At 37.5% G+C, this 17151-nt stretch carries 15 protein-coding genes; 10 read left to right on the forward strand and 5 right to left on the reverse strand.

From position 1 onward, the window contains the following. The first annotated feature begins 118 nt into the window (after window positions 1-118). A complete protein-coding gene (locus tag IQ247_RS26020) occupies window positions 119-313 on the forward strand; it encodes a hypothetical protein (protein WP_193924405.1) in 195 nt (64 codons plus the stop codon). 68 nt (window positions 314-381) lie between these two features. Here IQ247_RS26020 and IQ247_RS26025 read toward each other — a convergent pair whose 3' ends face one another. Then, window positions 382-930 carry an NUDIX hydrolase gene (locus tag IQ247_RS26025; protein WP_193924406.1) on the reverse strand — a complete coding sequence of 183 codons (549 nt, stop codon included), beginning with the start codon at window positions 928-930 and terminating at the stop codon, window positions 382-384. A gap of 195 nt (window positions 931-1125) precedes the next feature. Here IQ247_RS26025 and IQ247_RS26030 point away from each other — a divergent pair, with 195 nt between their 5' ends. From IQ247_RS26030 to IQ247_RS26060, 7 genes are all read left to right on the forward strand, one after another. Beyond that, window positions 1126-2178 carry a dipeptide epimerase gene (locus IQ247_RS26030; RefSeq protein WP_193924407.1) on the forward strand — a complete coding sequence of 351 codons (1053 nt, stop codon included), beginning with the start codon at window positions 1126-1128 and terminating at the stop codon, window positions 2176-2178. Continuing rightward, window positions 2162-3202: an N-acetyltransferase DgcN family protein gene (locus IQ247_RS26035; RefSeq protein WP_193924408.1), complete on the forward strand. Its 1041-nt coding sequence runs from the start codon at window positions 2162-2164 to the stop codon at window positions 3200-3202. The genes IQ247_RS26030 and IQ247_RS26035 overlap by 17 nt, the downstream gene beginning before the upstream one ends. A gap of 544 nt (window positions 3203-3746) precedes the next feature. Beyond that, complete coding sequence (locus tag IQ247_RS26040; RefSeq protein WP_193924409.1) at window positions 3747-5873, forward strand: serine/threonine-protein kinase; 2127 nt, start codon at window positions 3747-3749, stop codon at window positions 5871-5873. 514 nt (window positions 5874-6387) lie between these two features. After that, window positions 6388-6645, forward strand: a complete 258-nt coding sequence (locus IQ247_RS26045; protein WP_193924411.1) for a beta/gamma crystallin-related protein — start codon at window positions 6388-6390, stop codon at window positions 6643-6645. Window positions 6646-6984: 339 nt separating this feature from the next. Then, window positions 6985-8616, forward strand: a complete 1632-nt coding sequence (locus tag IQ247_RS26050; protein WP_193924413.1) for a M48 family metalloprotease — start codon at window positions 6985-6987, stop codon at window positions 8614-8616. A gap of 248 nt (window positions 8617-8864) precedes the next feature. Further along, window positions 8865-9464, forward strand: a complete 600-nt coding sequence (locus IQ247_RS26055; RefSeq protein ID WP_193924415.1) for a DUF4360 domain-containing protein — start codon at window positions 8865-8867, stop codon at window positions 9462-9464. Between the two features lie 278 nt (window positions 9465-9742). Continuing rightward, entirely contained in the window at window positions 9743-10540 is a 798-nt protein-coding gene (locus IQ247_RS26060; protein ID WP_193924417.1) for a COP23 domain-containing protein, read from the forward strand. A 197-nt stretch (window positions 10541-10737) separates the two neighbouring features. On the opposite strand, the gene moeB is transcribed toward IQ247_RS26060, so the two are convergent. Both moeB and IQ247_RS26070 read right to left on the reverse strand, forming a co-directional pair. Then, entirely contained in the window at window positions 10738-11910 is a 1173-nt protein-coding gene (gene moeB, locus IQ247_RS26065) for a molybdopterin-synthase adenylyltransferase MoeB (RefSeq protein ID WP_193924425.1), read from the reverse strand. 170 nt (window positions 11911-12080) lie between these two features. Beyond that, window positions 12081-12638, reverse strand: a complete 558-nt coding sequence (locus tag IQ247_RS26070) for a M67 family metallopeptidase (protein WP_228060045.1) — start codon at window positions 12636-12638, stop codon at window positions 12081-12083. A 206-nt stretch (window positions 12639-12844) separates the two neighbouring features. Between IQ247_RS26070 and IQ247_RS26075 the strand changes: the two genes are divergently transcribed. Both IQ247_RS26075 and IQ247_RS26080 read left to right on the forward strand, forming a co-directional pair. Beyond that, window positions 12845-14503: an alpha-amylase family glycosyl hydrolase gene (locus IQ247_RS26075; RefSeq protein WP_193924419.1), complete on the forward strand. Its 1659-nt coding sequence runs from the start codon at window positions 12845-12847 to the stop codon at window positions 14501-14503. 283 nt (window positions 14504-14786) lie between these two features. Further along, a complete protein-coding gene (locus tag IQ247_RS26080; RefSeq protein ID WP_193924421.1) occupies window positions 14787-15356 on the forward strand; it encodes a helix-turn-helix transcriptional regulator in 570 nt (189 codons plus the stop codon). A 170-nt stretch (window positions 15357-15526) separates the two neighbouring features. Here the strand turns inward: IQ247_RS26080 and IQ247_RS26085 are convergent, their stop codons facing one another. Together IQ247_RS26085 and holA are read right to left on the reverse strand one after the other, a co-directional pair. Then, window positions 15527-16003, reverse strand: coding sequence for a DUF4168 domain-containing protein (locus tag IQ247_RS26085; protein ID WP_193924422.1), 477 nt, complete (start codon window positions 16001-16003; stop codon window positions 15527-15529). A 131-nt stretch (window positions 16004-16134) separates the two neighbouring features. Next, a partial coding sequence (gene holA / locus IQ247_RS26090) for a DNA polymerase III subunit delta (RefSeq protein ID WP_322745577.1) occupies window positions 16135-17151 on the reverse strand: 1017 nt, incomplete at its 5' end.

Raw genomic sequence — 17151 nt, forward strand, 5'->3', positions numbered from 1 at the left:
CCCAGAGCGGTTCTCTGACAAGCTAGGAAAAATTAACCAGATAGCTGTCTCCTCGGAGTCCGGGCAAAAAGTTAATTCTAATTCCTAGCCAGAATCCCCGCAACTTTAGTTCGGGGAGATGGCTCAATGTAATGGTATTTCTCATGCCGGGATTGTTTACTGTCATCAAAACCAACGTTCAATTGGTGAAATTATTAGCTATCTCGTACTGATGTGGGAAGTGCTTGATTCTGAAGAAATGAGAAACCAACTTGAGTTTGTAGGAAAATTATTAATCAAACATTTTAACTCCCAATTCCCAATCACGGATTAAAAAGGATTACACTGATTTCACGGATTTAATTACCCATTACCAATTACCAATCCCCAATTACCAATTCCCTATTTAACCAAATTCAAACCTAAAAACAAGGCTGCAACAGTTCCAGCAACAGAAATTTCACCTTTAACTATTTTTGACAAAACTGCATCAATAGGAATTAAAATAACTTCAATTTCTTCAGTAATATCAAACTTGATTTTGCCAGTTTTAACAACATTTTCAGCAATATATAAATGTAATTGATTAGTATCCTTACTCGGCTTATCGTAAAAAGTAGCTATCTTCTTAATCTGTGACGCAACATAACCAGTTTCTTCTTCAAGTTCCCTAACTGCTGCAACCTCACCACTTTCATGTTCTGGATTAAAACCACCAGCGGGAAGTTCAATAAAAAAATCACCGATTGCGTGTCTATATTGCTTAACAAAAACAACTTCTTGATTGCTAGTAATTGGTAAAATTATCGCTACATCCGGTTTAAGATAAACAAAATAATCATCAATTACTTGTCCATTAGGTAACTCTATTTCATCTTGCCTGACTTTACACCAAGGATGATTTAACGCCATCTTTGATTGTAAAATCTTCCATTTATTTAAATTAGTCATTTTTAGGTTAAAGGTCAAAAGTCAAAGGTTAAAGGTTAATAAAATTAAATATAAATCTCAAAAAAAATCATCCTTCCCTCAGCGAAACTTTGCGCTTAACCTCTGCGTACCTTTGCGTTCCAAAAAATATTATTTATTATACAAAACTGACTCATAATAAACTAAATCACTAGGTATTTTATCCAATCCCCAATTATGCAAATCGACGTAGAACTATTTACCGTCAATAAACGCTTTCCCTTAACAATTAGTCGCGGTACCACAGCCAAAACAACAAATTTATGGGTAAAAATATCCGAAGATGGTATCGAAGGTTGGGGAGAAGCATCACCTTTTAACGTTGGTAATTATCCGCAATCTACCCAGGTTATTCAAGAATCCATATTACAAATTATCCCCAACTTACAAAAAAAACATCCGTCCCAACGTCAAGAAATTGAACTCATGTTAAATAAAGCACAAATTCCCTCCGCTGCCAAGGCGGCTCTTGACACCGCTCTACATGATTGGATGGGAAAACGTGCCAAATTACCTTTGTGGCAAATGTGGGGACTTGATAGAAGTAATATTAAGCCGGTTTCGGTGACTATCGGTATTAATTCTCCGGAAGGTGCAAAAGCTAGAGTCAGGGATTGGCTACAATTTATGGATGTCAAAATGTTAAAAGTGAAGTTAGGAAACCCTGACGGTATTGATGCAGATCGAAAAATGCTCGATGCTGTAAGAGAAGAAGCACCAACACCCGACTTATACGTAGATGCAAATGGTGGTTGGAGTTTGGAAGATGCCCAAGAGATGTGTTTTATACTTGCTGATATCGGTGTAAAGTATGTAGAGCAGCCTTTACCACGAGGACAAGAACAAAGTTTGATTGAATTAAAAAAGTCGTCTCCTTTACCCATTTTTGTTGATGAAAGCTGCTTTACTAGTACCGATATTCCTTATTTATCAGAATGCGCTGATGGTGTTAATATCAAGTTGATGAAATCCGGGGGGTTAACCGAAGCAATGCGGATGATACATACAGCCCGTGCTTGCGGTTTACAGGTAATGTTTGGTTGCTATTCCGATAGCGCGATCGCAAATACTGCCCTTGCACAACTTGCACCATTAGCGGATTATTTAGACTTGGATAGTCACCTAAATTTAATTGATGACCCTTTTAGAGGTGCATCCGTTGAAGGAGGTAAAATTTTACCAAATAACTTACCAGGGTTGGGAGTACAGCTGAGTGCGTTTACCGCTTAATCAAAAAATTGCCGTTCTGCTACATGAGGGAATTCGCGGAACTCATGGAAAAACAGGGTTGTCTTTATTACGCTACAGCGATGCGCCGATAGTTGTTGCTGTTGACCGTGATTGTCCTGGACAGTCATTACCAGAATTAACAGGGATTCAGCGCGATGTGCCAATTGTTGCCTCCGTTAAAGATGCCATAGCGTTTAATCCCCAGGTATTGGTAATCGGTATTGCTCCCAAAGGTGGTAGTTTACCGGACGATTATTGGCATGAAATTAAAGATGCTTTGCTAGGAGGAATGTCAATCGTCAACGGTTTACATACTCCCTTGGCTACCAGTCCGGAATTAAGAACTTTACTCAAACCCGGTCAATTAATTTGGGATGTTCGTAAAGAGCCATCTAATATCAGTGTTTGTACTCTTGCGGCAAAAAATCTTCCCTGTAGAAGGGTATTGACGGTAGGTACCGATATGGCAGTTGGAAAAATGTCTACAAGTTTAGAGTTACATCGTGCGTCGCGATTGCGGGGTATGCGTACCAAGTTTATCGCCACAGGACAAACAGGTTTAATGTTGGAAGGAGATGGTGTCCCTTTAGATGCCGTGCGCGTCGATTTTGCTGCGGGTGCGGTGGAACAAGTCGTAGTACGTTACGGTAAAAACTACGATATTTTACACGTTGAAGGACAAGGTTCCTTATTGCATCCGGGTTCTACAGCAACATTACCTTTGATACGCGGTTCTCAACCAACTCAGATGATTTTAGTCCATCGTCTCGGACAAAATGAGGTGGTAGAAGGAGTCAAAATTCCCCCTTTAGCTGATGTTGTTAAATTATATGAAATCGTTGCCAGCGGTGCGGGTGCTTTTGCGGCAGTACCTGTAGTTGGGATTGCTTTGAATACGAGTAATTTTGATGAATCAATGGCAAAAACTGCGATCGCGCAAGTAGAAGCCGAAACCGGATTACCCTGTACCGATGTCATTAAGTTTGGTGGGGATAAGTTATTGGATGCGGTGATGAAAGGTTAAAAGTTAAAGGTAAACTGTCCACTGTCAACTCTCTTAATTAAGGCAATTAAGTTATATGAAAATGCTGCTAATTATTCCAGGATTTTTACATGAATAATTGTAGCTAGTATTGCTTTCAATATCGGTAAATTACATGAAAAAAATGCGATTATTTGAGTTGAATAAATTTGATAGACAAACTTTTATACATATTGTATACATAATTTATTCATAGTAATTGTTTGGTAATATCTAATCAAAAAAAACTAAAAATGTATTAAGATGCAAGTGACAGCTTATAGGATTGATATTTGGGGGTTATTATCCAGTGAAGGGACAAGCCCTTCTCCCTTCTGAGATAAAACACGATAGAATAAATTCAAAAATTCAATATAGTAGGATTAGTTTTTATAAATTTAATGGTTCCTTAACCACAATCTCCTCTTACGGGTAAGTTTATAATTACTCGGCAAGATAAATATAGATTAGTCATTATCGGAACTGAAATTAAAAATGTCTTTTGTCAACATTAAGGGCATTCTCTATTGGTGATAGGTTAAGAAGCATGCTCACAGACACGATTCTCCGTAATCGCTACAAAATTCTTAAAGAACTGGGACGCGGTGGATTTAGTGTCACCTATCTTGCGGTAGATATGGATTTACCAGGAAATCCTCGATGCGTAGTCAAACAACTCCAAACTCGTAATCCCGATAACACAATTTTGCAGATTGCGAAAAAATTGTTTGAACGAGAAGCACAGGTACTCTACCGTTTAGGTAAGGGACACAAACAAATCCCCGAAATGTTCGCGCATTTTGAAGAAAATGACGAATTTTATCTGGTTCAAGAATTTGTAGATGGACACGATTTAACCAAGGAAGTTAAATCACGTCATCGGTTGAGTGAAGAAAAAGTTGTTCAGCTTTTAGAAGAAATCCTCGAAGTTTTAGCTTTTGTTCACGAAAATAATGTAATTCATCGCGATATTAAATTGCGAAATATTATGCGTCGTCGTGAAGACGATAAAATCGTACTCATTGATTTTGGTGCAGTCAAAGAAATCAAAGGTTTGAGCAAAAACGAACAAGGGGATGTCAATTCCACTTTAATTATCGGTACCCCCGGTTATATGCCAGATGAACAAGCAAATGGTAAACCTCGATTGTGTAGCGATGTTTATGCCGTGGGAATGCTGGGTATTCAAGCTTTAACCGGGATGTCTCCTCGTGAATTACCATTTAACCCCGATAACGGTGAATTGATTTGGCTCGATTCGGCAAAAGTCAGTGACAGATTAGCTGAAATTTTAACGGGAATGGTACGTCATCACTTTAGTCAGCGTTATCAAACAGCAGCTGAAGCGTTAATTGCACTCAAATCGCCCGTACTCATATCACCATTAACTTCCTCGGCTTACAAAGCACCACCTGTGACTTTACCATCAACTATTCGCAAGTCTCATCCCCCCATTCTGCAAAGTTTGGGATTGCTTGGTTTAATGGGAGTTGGATTTGGTTTAGGAGTTTTTGGATGGAACTTTTTTCAACCGAGTTTTGATCGCAATCAACCCGCTTTCAGTGAGGTTCAAGATAGTATTCTTAAAAAAATAAATCCTTCTGTTACACCTAAGACTACCAATAATCAAAATAACAATCCAAATCCACCGATATATTTACCTGCTACTACACCTAAAGCAGAAAGTAATCGAACTTTTTTACCTTTTATACCGTTTTTTAAAGAGACTAAAACTCAAATTGCTCCTGAACCTTCTCAATCAAAAGAGAGGGATAATCAAATTCAACCCAGACTAGAATCTCTACCCCAAACTGCTGAACCCAGAATTTCCCCTCCCAAAAATTCGACATTTGAAAAAGACGAAAAAGACAATACAAACTTTACTCCTGACTTATTAACCCCGAAACCTCAAAATACTCCAGATTCCCTACCAACTAATTCCATAACTCCGTCTCCAAACCCAAAAATTGAAAATTCTCCCACATCTTTACCTTCTACACCCCAAACAGAAAAAAACCAAGACCAAAATCGCGATCGTCCGACAAATTCACCTAATAACACAGAATTAGAAGATAAACAGCAAAAAAATCCCAACACATCTTTACCTATATCACCAGAATCGGAAAGTAAAGACAAAGAAAAAGAACAAAATAATCCCACAACTCCCGCTGTATCACCAGAATCAGCACAGCCACAAAATCCAATTCCTCCTTCTCCTTCCACACCCGCTATCGAGAATGAGTCACCATCACCAAAAGCTACTGCTTCTCCCAAACCTACTGCTTCCCCCAAACCTACTACGGGTAGTAGTGTCTTAGTTCCTACTGTTAAACCTTCAGAAACCCCAGCAGAAGAAACTAATAACTATTTTATTACCGTACCAACTTTACCAACCCCAGAAAATCAGGTTCAGCCAACTTTTTCCCCCGAAGTTGAACTTGAACCAACTCCCCAAGCTTCTGCATCTCCTTTTTCCGAACTTCAACTTGAAGTTGAACTTGAACCAACTCCCCAAGCTTCTGCATCTCCTTTTTCCGAACTTCAACTTGAAGTTGAACTTGAACCAACTCCCCAAGCTTCTGCATCTCCAATACCCGAAATCGAGGTACAAGCAATACCTCATCCCACACCCACAACACAACCTGGTTTGTCTCTAGAACGTTTCGCTATATAAACAATATAAATAATCAAAATAATCTCATATAGTAATCCTGAATCAATGGTGAGAAAATACGTAATATCTAGTATTTTTTTTTGAAGATTTACGGCGAGAGCATCTCAACTTTGTTGAAACATATGAACTATTGTTGGTTTAAAAACCAACCAAAAAATATGGAATGAATCTAATGCCTCTCAAGTCATGAACAATTTTAGATTCTGTTAGTTCTTTAGTTCTTACAATCTTGAGATGCTCCCTTTACGCCAGTCTTAAATTTTTGATTTACAAGTGTTTGATGAGAGTAGTCGAAAAATATTTAATACTTAATTATAATCTTACCTAAAAATAGTTAATTATCAATAACATTGCATCGAAATACTATGTATATATGGAAAGGGAAGAGAGCAAACAAATTTGCAAACTCTTTGATAATCTAGGAATTAAATTTAAATTACTATGATTATTAATTAAAAGCTTTCCTGTAAACAACTTATAAACAACAAAACTCAATTATTTAAGGAGAAAAACAATGGCAGCTATCGTTCTATTTACAGACAAAGACTTTCAGGGAGGCTCTGGAACATTCACAACTTCAGTGCCGAACTTGGTAAATTTCAACCTCAACGATACGATTTCATCTTTTAAGATTCTAGACGGAAGTTGGGAATTCTATAGAGATGTCGATTTTCAAAACTCCTATGGTGTTGTTTTAGGACCAGGGGAATATTCTTGGGTCGAAAATGTCGGAATTACGAATGATGATATGTCTTCTTTAAGACCTGTTTAACAGGCAAACAAATGTAGAAATAGCTGCTTTTGATTGCAGTTATTAAGATGACAGAAGGTTAGCTTTCTTTACTAACCTTCTGTTTAATTTAGAACAGCTATATTTTTCACACCCAATCAGCCAAAACACCCAATATTTCCCGTTGCTGTGGTCTAGGGCAGTTGTAATAGTTTCCAGCATATAAATGCTATCATGAATGAGATTATTTCGCCCATAAATAAAAATATTTTTAAGTTGAAGCATAGATAAAACAATCTTAAATTTTCGAGATAACTTTGCGTGAAATTGCGATCGTTCTTAAACTAAGAGTATAGAAATCCCTTCAAATAAAAGCTGATTATGAAACGTCAATGGAAGTCATTGATACTCGCCTTGAATTGGGTATTACTCTCGCTTGCTACTTCTGTTTTAATTATCCTCACTCAATCACCGCAAATTACAATTGCCCAACCACCGGCTGTAATTATCAAAACTCCTGAAAAAGAAACCTTACCAGATACCGATAAGCAAAAACCAGAATCATCTACAGAAGAATCTACCGACAAGAAACCCGAAGAAGAGGCCAAACCAACTCCTGAAGAAATTGCTCGTCAGAAAAAATTGATCGAAGCAGACAAGCTTTACCAAGCGGGAAATATAACCGAAGCACAGACAATATACCGTCAAGCAAAACAACCTTTTGCAAATACATCCGATATACAACCACTTAAACAACCTATAGTTGATCCTGCAAAATTATCTCCCGCAGGTAAAGTTTACTGGAGAGAAGCACAAGCGGGAATCATCAGCGATTTACGAACTAGAACTTTAGTACCCTTAGAACTTTTAGTAGAAAAATATCCCGAATTTATCCCCGGTAACATAAAATATGCCGAAGCTCTGAAAAAATACGGTCAAAATGAAAAAGCTTTAGAAATTTTGGAAAGAGCCACATCCCTTTATCCCAATCAAGCAGAATTGGTACAAGTCCGAGTTGATGCTCTTTCTGACGAAAAACAATGGATGCAAGCCTCCTTAGCGGCTCGTCAATTTGCCCTACTTAACCCAGAACATCCCCAAGCTAAAGAATTTACACAAATTGCAGATGAAAAGTTGAAAAAATATACTTCTTATATCCGTAGAGAAACCAGAGGAAACGCGATCGCCAACATTATTACTGGTGTTGTAGGTTACGCTGCAACAGGTAGTCTACTCGGTCCGTTTTCCGCTCTTGATTCTACCATGATGCTGTTAAAAGGTGAAGAAGGTGTAGGTCGTTCCGTAGCCAAACAAGCTAAAAAACAATTGCAATTAATTGAAGACAAAGAAGTAAACACATATATTAATGATATCGGACAAAAACTCGCCAAAATCGCCGGTCGTGACGAATTTGAATACGAATTCTTCGTCATACCCGAAGAAAGCCTCAACGCCTTCGCCTTACCCGGTGGTAAAATTTTTCTGAATGCAGGTGCGATCGCCAAAACAAATTCGGAAGCAGAAATTGCCGGATTAATCGGACACGAATTATCTCACACAGTACTTTCCCACGGATTTCAATTAGTAACTCAAGCTAATTTAATATCTAACGTCACTCAGTATATTCCCTTGGGCGGAACCGTCGGCAGAATACTTACCTTCGACTACAGCCGGGATATGGAACGCCAAGCCGATAGATTGGGGACAAGATTGTTAACAGCCGGTGGTTATGCAGCAGACGGCTTACGTAACTTAATGGTAACAATGAAAAACGAACAGAAAAACGCTCCTCCAGTATGGTTATCAACTCACCCAGGAGGTGGTGAAAGGGTGCGTTATTTAGAAACTTTAATTACTACCAATGGATACAATCGTTACGCTTATGAAGGAGTTGCATCACATCAAAAAATCAAAGATAAAGTCAAACAAATAATCAAAGAAAGAAAAGATAAAGATAAGGAAGAAGATAATAAAAAAGAGGAGAAAAATACAGTATTAATCAACTCCTATTGATTACCACCTGTTAATAAAAGCTTAATGTTAATTTTCTTGAATTACTCTTTTTCTAGGATTAAATTACCTAAAAACCTACACACTTGTTGACGAATAAAGCCGAGGATTCTATTAATAAAACCTTAATATTAATATTGTTAAATTCATCGATTAATTCGTGAAAAACAATATTTTTTTTGTATTTTTTTTAACGTGTTTTTTAATTATTTTTGTGTTTATACTGGCACACGTCAGATATAAAACAAATCATGAATAGCAAAAATATCCACAGACAATCAATTAGTTTTGTCAAAACCCTTTTGGCTACAGCAACAGTAATGGCTGCTTCTGTTGCACCTGCTTTTGCTCAACCAAAAGTGCAAATTGTTGGAGCAAATTATGGTGGTAGCGGTTGTCCTGCTGGTTCTGCAAGTGTCACCGTTAGCCCCGATGGTCAAGAATTAAGCATTCTATTTGATGGTTACGTCGCAGATGCTTCCGCTAAACCCGCAGAAAGACGTAAAAACTGTAACTTAACAATTCCAGTTAAAGTTCCTGCTGGATTCCAAGTTTCCGTCTACAAATTTGATTATCGCGGTTATGTAGCTCCTGCAACCACTGGTAGACTAACAGCAGAGTATTTCTTTGCTGGTCAACGTGGACCAAAGATTGTAAGAAATATCCGAGGTGAAAAAGACTATCTTGCTTCCGACAATATCCAAACTTTAGTCTGGTCACGTTGTGGTGACAGTGTAAATATGCGAGTCAACTCAGGACTTTCCGCTACTGGAAGAGGAATTGCATCACTTGACTCTGTTGATGTTTCCCATGGTTTGAAATATCTTTTGAAATATCGCGCTTGTTCATAGTTAAAAATGTGAAGACTATTTTTTGACCACACAAATAAATAGAGCTATATATTTGCGTTAATACAACATTCCAGGTAGAACAGTTTGTGTTAACGCAATTTTTTGCAAGGGAATAGGGAATAGGTTAAAGGTCAAAGGTTAAAGGTCAGAGGTTAATTCGCAACCGCTCACTGTCAACTGTCAACTGTCAACTGTCAAAATATCCCCGAATCATTTATCAAAAATCTTCGTCACTACTAATTAATAACTCCCTTTCAATTTTTACTGGAGGATGATTCATGTCATCTAGACCTTTTAAGTTAGTATTTTTAAGCAGTTTGGCATTATCAGTATTGTTTGCTAATACCCCTGCAATGGCGCAATATGACTCCTCAAACGATGCTATTGTAGTACCCACCACCGGAAGCAGTGGAACTTCTACAACCACACGTACATCAACCCCCACAGGGACATCAACCACAACCTCTACAAGTAGTTCTTCACAAACTGTTGACAGCGCAACTCGGTTTAGCTGTCAAATGGATAACGGTAGCTACACCGTCATGTATTCTCCCCAAAGCCAATCAAGTCAATACTTTGCTTGGGCTACTCCCCAAACTTTAGGTGGTGGTTGGGATGCACAGAAACGTTGCGCTACTATTGCTCAACGCTTAGAAACCTATCGTCCACAAGGTTTGTTAGAACTTCGCACCTCAACCTTAAATGGATATGACGTTTTGTGTGTAACTACCGAAGCTAACCCTGCTTGTCAATTAGTATTAACAGTTCCTCCCGGTAGAGACGCTTATCAAGTACGCAATGACGTTTTCCAAAACCTGATTTCAGCAGACAGCGGACAGCAAACTATCGGTGTTAACACTTATAGAGGTGGTGGATTAGAAGACGCAGTTAATTTGGGTAGAACCCTACTTGGTAATGGTAAGCAGGTAGTATCAAAAGATGCTATTCAGTTAAAACCCTTCCTCGACAAGAAAGATGGTGGTAGCGCTCAACTAATGCGAAACGTCAAAAAAACTAATCCTCAAACTCGTCCATCTCAATCCGGTACCCGATTGAATCCCGATAGATTTCGCTAAATCGATTTTGGATTTGGTGATAATTCGGGTTTCTTTGCTTGTAGAAACCCGACTTCTGAGCAAGTTTACTCACCGGGTGAGAAGTCGGGTTTCTATGGAGGATTTTCCTGGTAACAGGTATCTTAGTCAGAAACCCGACTTCTATTAATTTTTAATTTTCAACTCCTAACTCCGGTGGTACTAACTCCTAACTCTTATTAATAAGTTGGAACCGAAGAATCAACTTCTTGACTCCAAGCAGTAATACCACCTTTAACATTGGTACCTTCAATTCCTGCTTGCTTGAGAATCCCTAATGCTTTCGCGGAACGTCCACCCATTTTACAATGAGCGATAAGACGATGACCGTTGAGCATTTCTTTAACTTTATCAACTCCGGGACCGTTTTCAATTTCCGACAAAGGTATTAAAACAGAACCGGGAATTTTAGCAATTTCGTATTCGTGAGGATTGCGAACATCTAACAGTACATAGTCTTCTGCACCGCTATCAATTAATTCTTTCAAATCCTTGACAGTCATCTCTGAAATATCCATTTGCTGTTGAGCCTCTTGTGCTTTTGCTTGGGGAATACCGCAGAACTGTTCGTAGTCTATCAGTTTTTCGATCACTGGACGCACGGGATTGGGACGTAATTTTAATTCCCGGAAACTCATATCAAGGGCATTATATAACATCAAGCGTCCGCTGAGGGTGTTACCTTTACCAATGATAATTTTTACCGTTTCCGTTGCTTGAATAGTGCCGATAATTCCGCACAAAACGCCTAAAACTCCACCTTCAGCACAGGAAGGAACCATTCCCGGCGGTGGTGGTTCCGGGTATAAATCGCGATAGTTGGGACCACCTTCGTAGTTAAATACCGTAGCTTGTCCTTCAAAACGGAATATCGAACCATAAACGTTGGGTTTATCTAATAATACGCAAGCGTCATTTACTAAATACCGCGTCGGGAAGTTATCGGTACCATCCACCACAACATCATAAGGTTTGAGAATATCGAGAGCATTTTCGCTACTAATGCGAGTTTCGTACAAATCAACCTGACAATCCGGGTTAATTTCGTGAATGCGGTTTTTTGCAGATTCAATCTTAGGTTTACCCACCCAAGAAGTACCGTGAATCACCTGACGCTGCAAATTAGAATTATCGACAACATCGAAATCAACAATACCGATACGTCCGATACCAGCAGCAGCCAAATATAACAGTAACGGCGAGCCGAGTCCACCAGTACCGATACATAATACAGCAGCAGCCTTTAAACGTTTTTGTCCCTCCAACCCAACTTCAGGTAAAATCAGGTGGCGGGAGTAGCGTTCGTAATCGTCCTTCGTCAATTGGATTTCATCCAAGTTGGGATTGAGCATAACCATGCGGAAATTTGGAGGAGCAGAATTTTTATCCTACCGAATAATGTCATTATTAGTAATACGTAATTAGTAATTATTAATAAAGGTTAAAGGTTAAAGATTAAAGGTCAAAGGTCAAAGGTCAAAGGGAACGCTACCATTACCAATCACTCATTAACTGTTAACTGTCAACTGTCAACTAACTGCCTAATTTCTTCCTGTTGAAACTGAGAATTATCATTAAGTACCCAACTGTTAACGTCACCTGCTTGACCTTTTTGTACGGAAACGATGATGTAAGAATATTCTTGCCAAGCATAGTTACGGTCAAATTCTGAAGGAACAGCGGGATAATCGGGATGGGAATGAAAAATCCCAATTATATTAACATTGCGTTCCCTAGCAGATTTTTGCAGTTGTAACATTTCTTGGGGTGCTATGGTATATCTGCGTTTTTTACTATGATTTATATCATCTATAGGACGATTATTTATATTATCATCTGCAAAATCACCCGCTGTTTCTCGATTCCAAGCGTTTTGGGTAGGGATGACTTCAACTACCGTTTTGCGATCGCAATCTATATGACCAAATATCACACCGCAACATTCTTCGGGATAGGTGTTTTGTGCATGAGTCAAGATTGTTTGTAAGTGTTCTTTGTTGAGTTGAATCATGTCGATAATATCAAAAATATCATAATATCTAACTGCTGAATAAAACCATACTTCCTCAGAAATAGTCAAACTTACTTAAATTATTCCCGACGAAAGATTGCTTTATTAAATTAAAAGCACAAAATAATTACATGGTACAAGTAATTAAACAATACTTCTTATTCAATAACTGCCGACTGCTATTTACATAAGAACTATTAGCCCTTCAGCAGTAAGATTTGGGTATGTTTATTTCCTAAACCTACTTCTACACTTCTTAGGTTTTAAACAAATATATGGCAAAGCCCATTGAATTCAATCTTTTTGCTCCTTATAACGAAGAAGCAGCTTTAGTTGGTTCTTTTTCTGATTGGGAACCAATTAGTATGAAAAAAAGCGAAGATGGTTATTTTCGGGTTAAAGTTGATTTAGAAGACGGTGATTATAAGTATAAGTTTAAAGTACGTACTAAGTCTTGGTTTTTTGAACCAGATGAATGGGTAAATGTAAGTGATCCTTATGCAACTGATATTGATGGATTAGATAGTCATGAAAATGGAATTATCCATATTAAAGATGGAAAAAGAATTGTCGATACTTATGTTTGGCAAAATGACGATAAACCTTTACCTCCAGACCATGAATTAGTTATTTATGAATTGCACGTTGCGGATTTTTCTGGTGGAGAAGAAGATAAATATGCCCGAGGAAAATATCAACACGTTATTGAAAAATTAGATTATTTAACAGAATTGGGAATCAATGCAATTGAATTGATGCCAATTAAAGAATATCCTGGTGATTACAGTTGGGGATATAACCCACGTCACTTTTTTGCAACAGAAACCAGTTACGGTAAAACAGCAGATTTAAAAAGATTGATTGATGAATGTCATGGAAGAGGAATTCGTGTGTTTACAGATGGTATTTACAACCATTCAGAAGCATCATCTCCTTTAACACAAATAGACCATGATTACTGGTATCATCATGAACCCCGTGACTCTGATAATAACTGGGGACCAGAATTTAATTACGAAAAATATGATGATAATTTAGATACTTATCCAGCGCGAAGATTTATAGGTGATACAGTACGTTTCTGGATTGAAGAATATCATATTGATGGTATTCGTTACGATGCAGCGCGGCAAATTGCTAATTATGATTTCATGCATTGGATAGTAAATGAAGCTAAGAAAACCGCAGGTGCAAAACCGTTTTATAACATTGCCGAACATATTCCTGAAACTGCCAGTATTACCAATGTAGATGGTCCAATGGATGGTTGTTGGCATGATAGTTTTTATCATTGTATACGAGAACATATTTGTGGTGATAAATTTGATTTAGAACAACTTAAAGATGTCATCGATTGTAAGCGTCAAGGTTTTCTGGGTGCGACAAATGTTGTTAATTATATTACCAATCACGACCATGATAGGATTATGGTAGAGTTGGGCGATCGCAATATTTTTGATGCAGAAGCGTTTCATCGACTCAAATTTGGAGCAGCGCTTTTAATGACAGCAGTTGGTGTACCAATGTTGTGGATGGGACAAGAATTTGGTGAATACAAACCCCAGACTCAAGAATCATCTAAAATCGAGTGGGGATTGTTAGGAAATGATTTGAATAAAGGTTTGTTTGAATATTACAAAGGTTTAATTCACCTGCGTAAAAACAATCATGCTTTATATACGGAAAATATTGATTTTATCCACGAAAATCCGGAAGCAAAGGTACTAGCTTATACTCGTTGGAATGATGAAGGTTCTCGTTTAGTAGTTGTAGCTAACTTCTCTGAGAATTTCTTAGCTGGTTATCAAGTTCCTAATTTCCCTGCTGCGGGTAAATGGCACGAATGGACGGCTAATTACGATGTAGAAGCTGGTGATGATGGTATCATGACCGATTTAGGTCCTTTTGAAGCAAAAGTTTTTGTCTGGGGTTAATTTAGAGATTCCAGGCATATCAAATTATAGAAAACTATGTAGAGACGTTGCAATGCAACGTCTTTTTGATTTTCCGTAGGGTGATTCGTCGGGTTAACCGGCAACAAAATCCGAAATACATTAGCATCAAGCTGTATAAAAAATTATCAAGCCTCACAAGGCTAAAACAATTAACATTTAATAATTGTAATATTTGCATTCATCGCCATTTGTAAAGTGACGTATTAAATTGCTGTGATTACAAATATGGTTTATCAATTATCAAGATATAAATCGCAAACTTATGAAAACTCTAACAACCATAGCAAAATCAGAAAAACCTAGAGATTTAGAACAACTTTCTTTTTTACTGCAAATAATCGAAAATATTGAAGATGGTATCTTAATTTTAACTGAAACTGGGGAAGTAGTTCATAGCAATGCTAGTGCTTACAGTATTTGTAATCAAATCGAGCAATGCAGTATAAATCAAAATTCTATAACATCATTAATTCGTAATCTTTGTGAGTTATCGAGCAAAAATCAAACCAAAAATCAAACAATATGGTTAGAAGATATTTTCGTCGATGGGTCGGCAATGTTTCGTTTAAGAGTAAGATGGTTAAATCTAGAATTCACTAAACAACCTTATTTATTAGTCACAATTGAAAATCGCTACGAAACGTTGAAAAATGCAGCTTTATCCGAAGCAAATAAATACCACTTAACGCAGCGTGAAACAGAAATTTGGAGTCTCTATCGAGCTACATCGAGCTATAAACAAATTGCTAACAAGCTTTATATTACTGTTAATACCGTAAAAAAGCACATTAAAAATATTCGTGCTAAACAGCAAAGATTTTATCTTGCCTAATAACTATTTGTAAGAAGTCGGGTTTTTATTGTATTCGCATGATTATAGGAAAATTTAAAGTAAAAACCCGACTTCTGAACTGTCTTTTTTATGGCTTGTAGGAGAAGTCGGGTTTTATGGCATTTATTTTACGCGGAAAATATGATTGTCTATTTAAATTTTGCCGAGGTCTAATTAGGTTTTTTTTGTAGGCGAATTAAAGTATTATATATCTGCCTTTTTAAACTTTCATCATTTTGTAATTTTAAAGTAATATTGTTGAAGCGTTCGATGCTTAAACCATTATTTTCAACAATTGTTTGAGAACTTTGGCAATATTTTCTGACAATCTCTCTAGCCCTTCCCGGTGATAGAGATTCTATCGTTCTAGGTTGGTTACAAACAATTGCAGGAACTTCTCTACCTCCAGAAATTTTCTTGATTTCGTCAAATGCTTGAAGGCGGTTTTGTTCGATTGTTAATAATGCTCTAGAGTACTTGGTTATCTCATCACTATCAACAGGTGAAGGAGTTTGAGCATTAGCTTTTGAACTCGAAACTATACTGCTAGCAACGATAGTTAAAGTAGCTATAACACCTACCACAGCAGATTTAGAAAGTATTCGAGCTATGTTAATCCTCTTTGAATAATGGGTAATTCTCTTCATATACTTTGTGATAATTAACTACAGTAATAAGATGTTAATAACTTTGAATTGTTTCCCGTGGTAGTTGTTCCCTAAAAATACGAGTAAAATTTAATAAATATATAATAAATATATAATAAATATATTTGTTGTCATCTTTTTTGACATATTTGGCACAGTTCTATAACTTTAGTTTGGAGTGTTAAAAGTTGTGCGGCTCCTTGTTTTAAATTCACTTCTAATTCAAGTAGTATCGGCAAACAGGATACTAGTTGCTGCACCGAAAGAAACTGAATTTCTTGCTGTAAATATTTAATGCGGTAATGATTGCGAACCTCAGCAGCGATTGCTATGGCTTGTGAAGAACGTTCGCCAGTTTCCATGATTATTTTAATCCATAACCAAGTGCGAAACTGACCAATGAGAGTGGCAACTATTCGCAAAGCAGGTTCGGAAGAATTGATCAAATCCGCGATCAAATTTAATGCTTGGGCAGTATTTCCCATTCTAATAGCACCGGCTAACTGTAGGCTATTTCTCGTTTCATTTCTGACTAATTGAGCAGCAGTATCAACATCTAGTGGTTTATTACTATCTAGTAAGTAAAGCTGTAATTTTTCTAGTTCGTTATAAAGTAAGCGAATATCATTACCGCAAGCCTCTGCCAAAAATTCCGCACAATTAGGAGTTAATTTGATTCCCAGAGAATTTGCCGCATCGTTGACAGATTTTATGAGTAAATCAGTTTTCCAAGGTGGTATAAGCGCAAATTCCCGCACTTGGGCAAACTTTTTCAACAATTTCGTTGATTTTAGCCGTTCGTCTGGTTTGTTGGAATGAGTAATTAATAAGTGGGAATTTTCCGGAATTACTGGTAAAGTCCGCTGTAACTCTGATAACACCTTGTCATCAGATTGCTGAAAAATACTTGCATTTATTAACCATACCAAACGCCCACCAGCCCCGAAAGGTGGTGTCATCGCTTGATTTAGCGCTTCAATTACAGCATTATTTTGCTCTGGGGGAAAAGTCGTGTAATTAAACGAACTCCAATTCACATCTAGAATCTCATCGCGTAAATTGGCGATCGCCTTAGACATGGCAAAATCATCTTCACCCCAGTAAATGTAGATTGGCATAGTGGAAGAGGGATGGGAAGGGGACAAGGG

The organism is Plectonema cf. radiosum LEGE 06105 (genome assembly GCF_015207665.1).
GTDB lineage: Bacteria > Cyanobacteriota > Cyanobacteriia > Cyanobacteriales > Nostocaceae > Rivularia > Rivularia radiosa_A.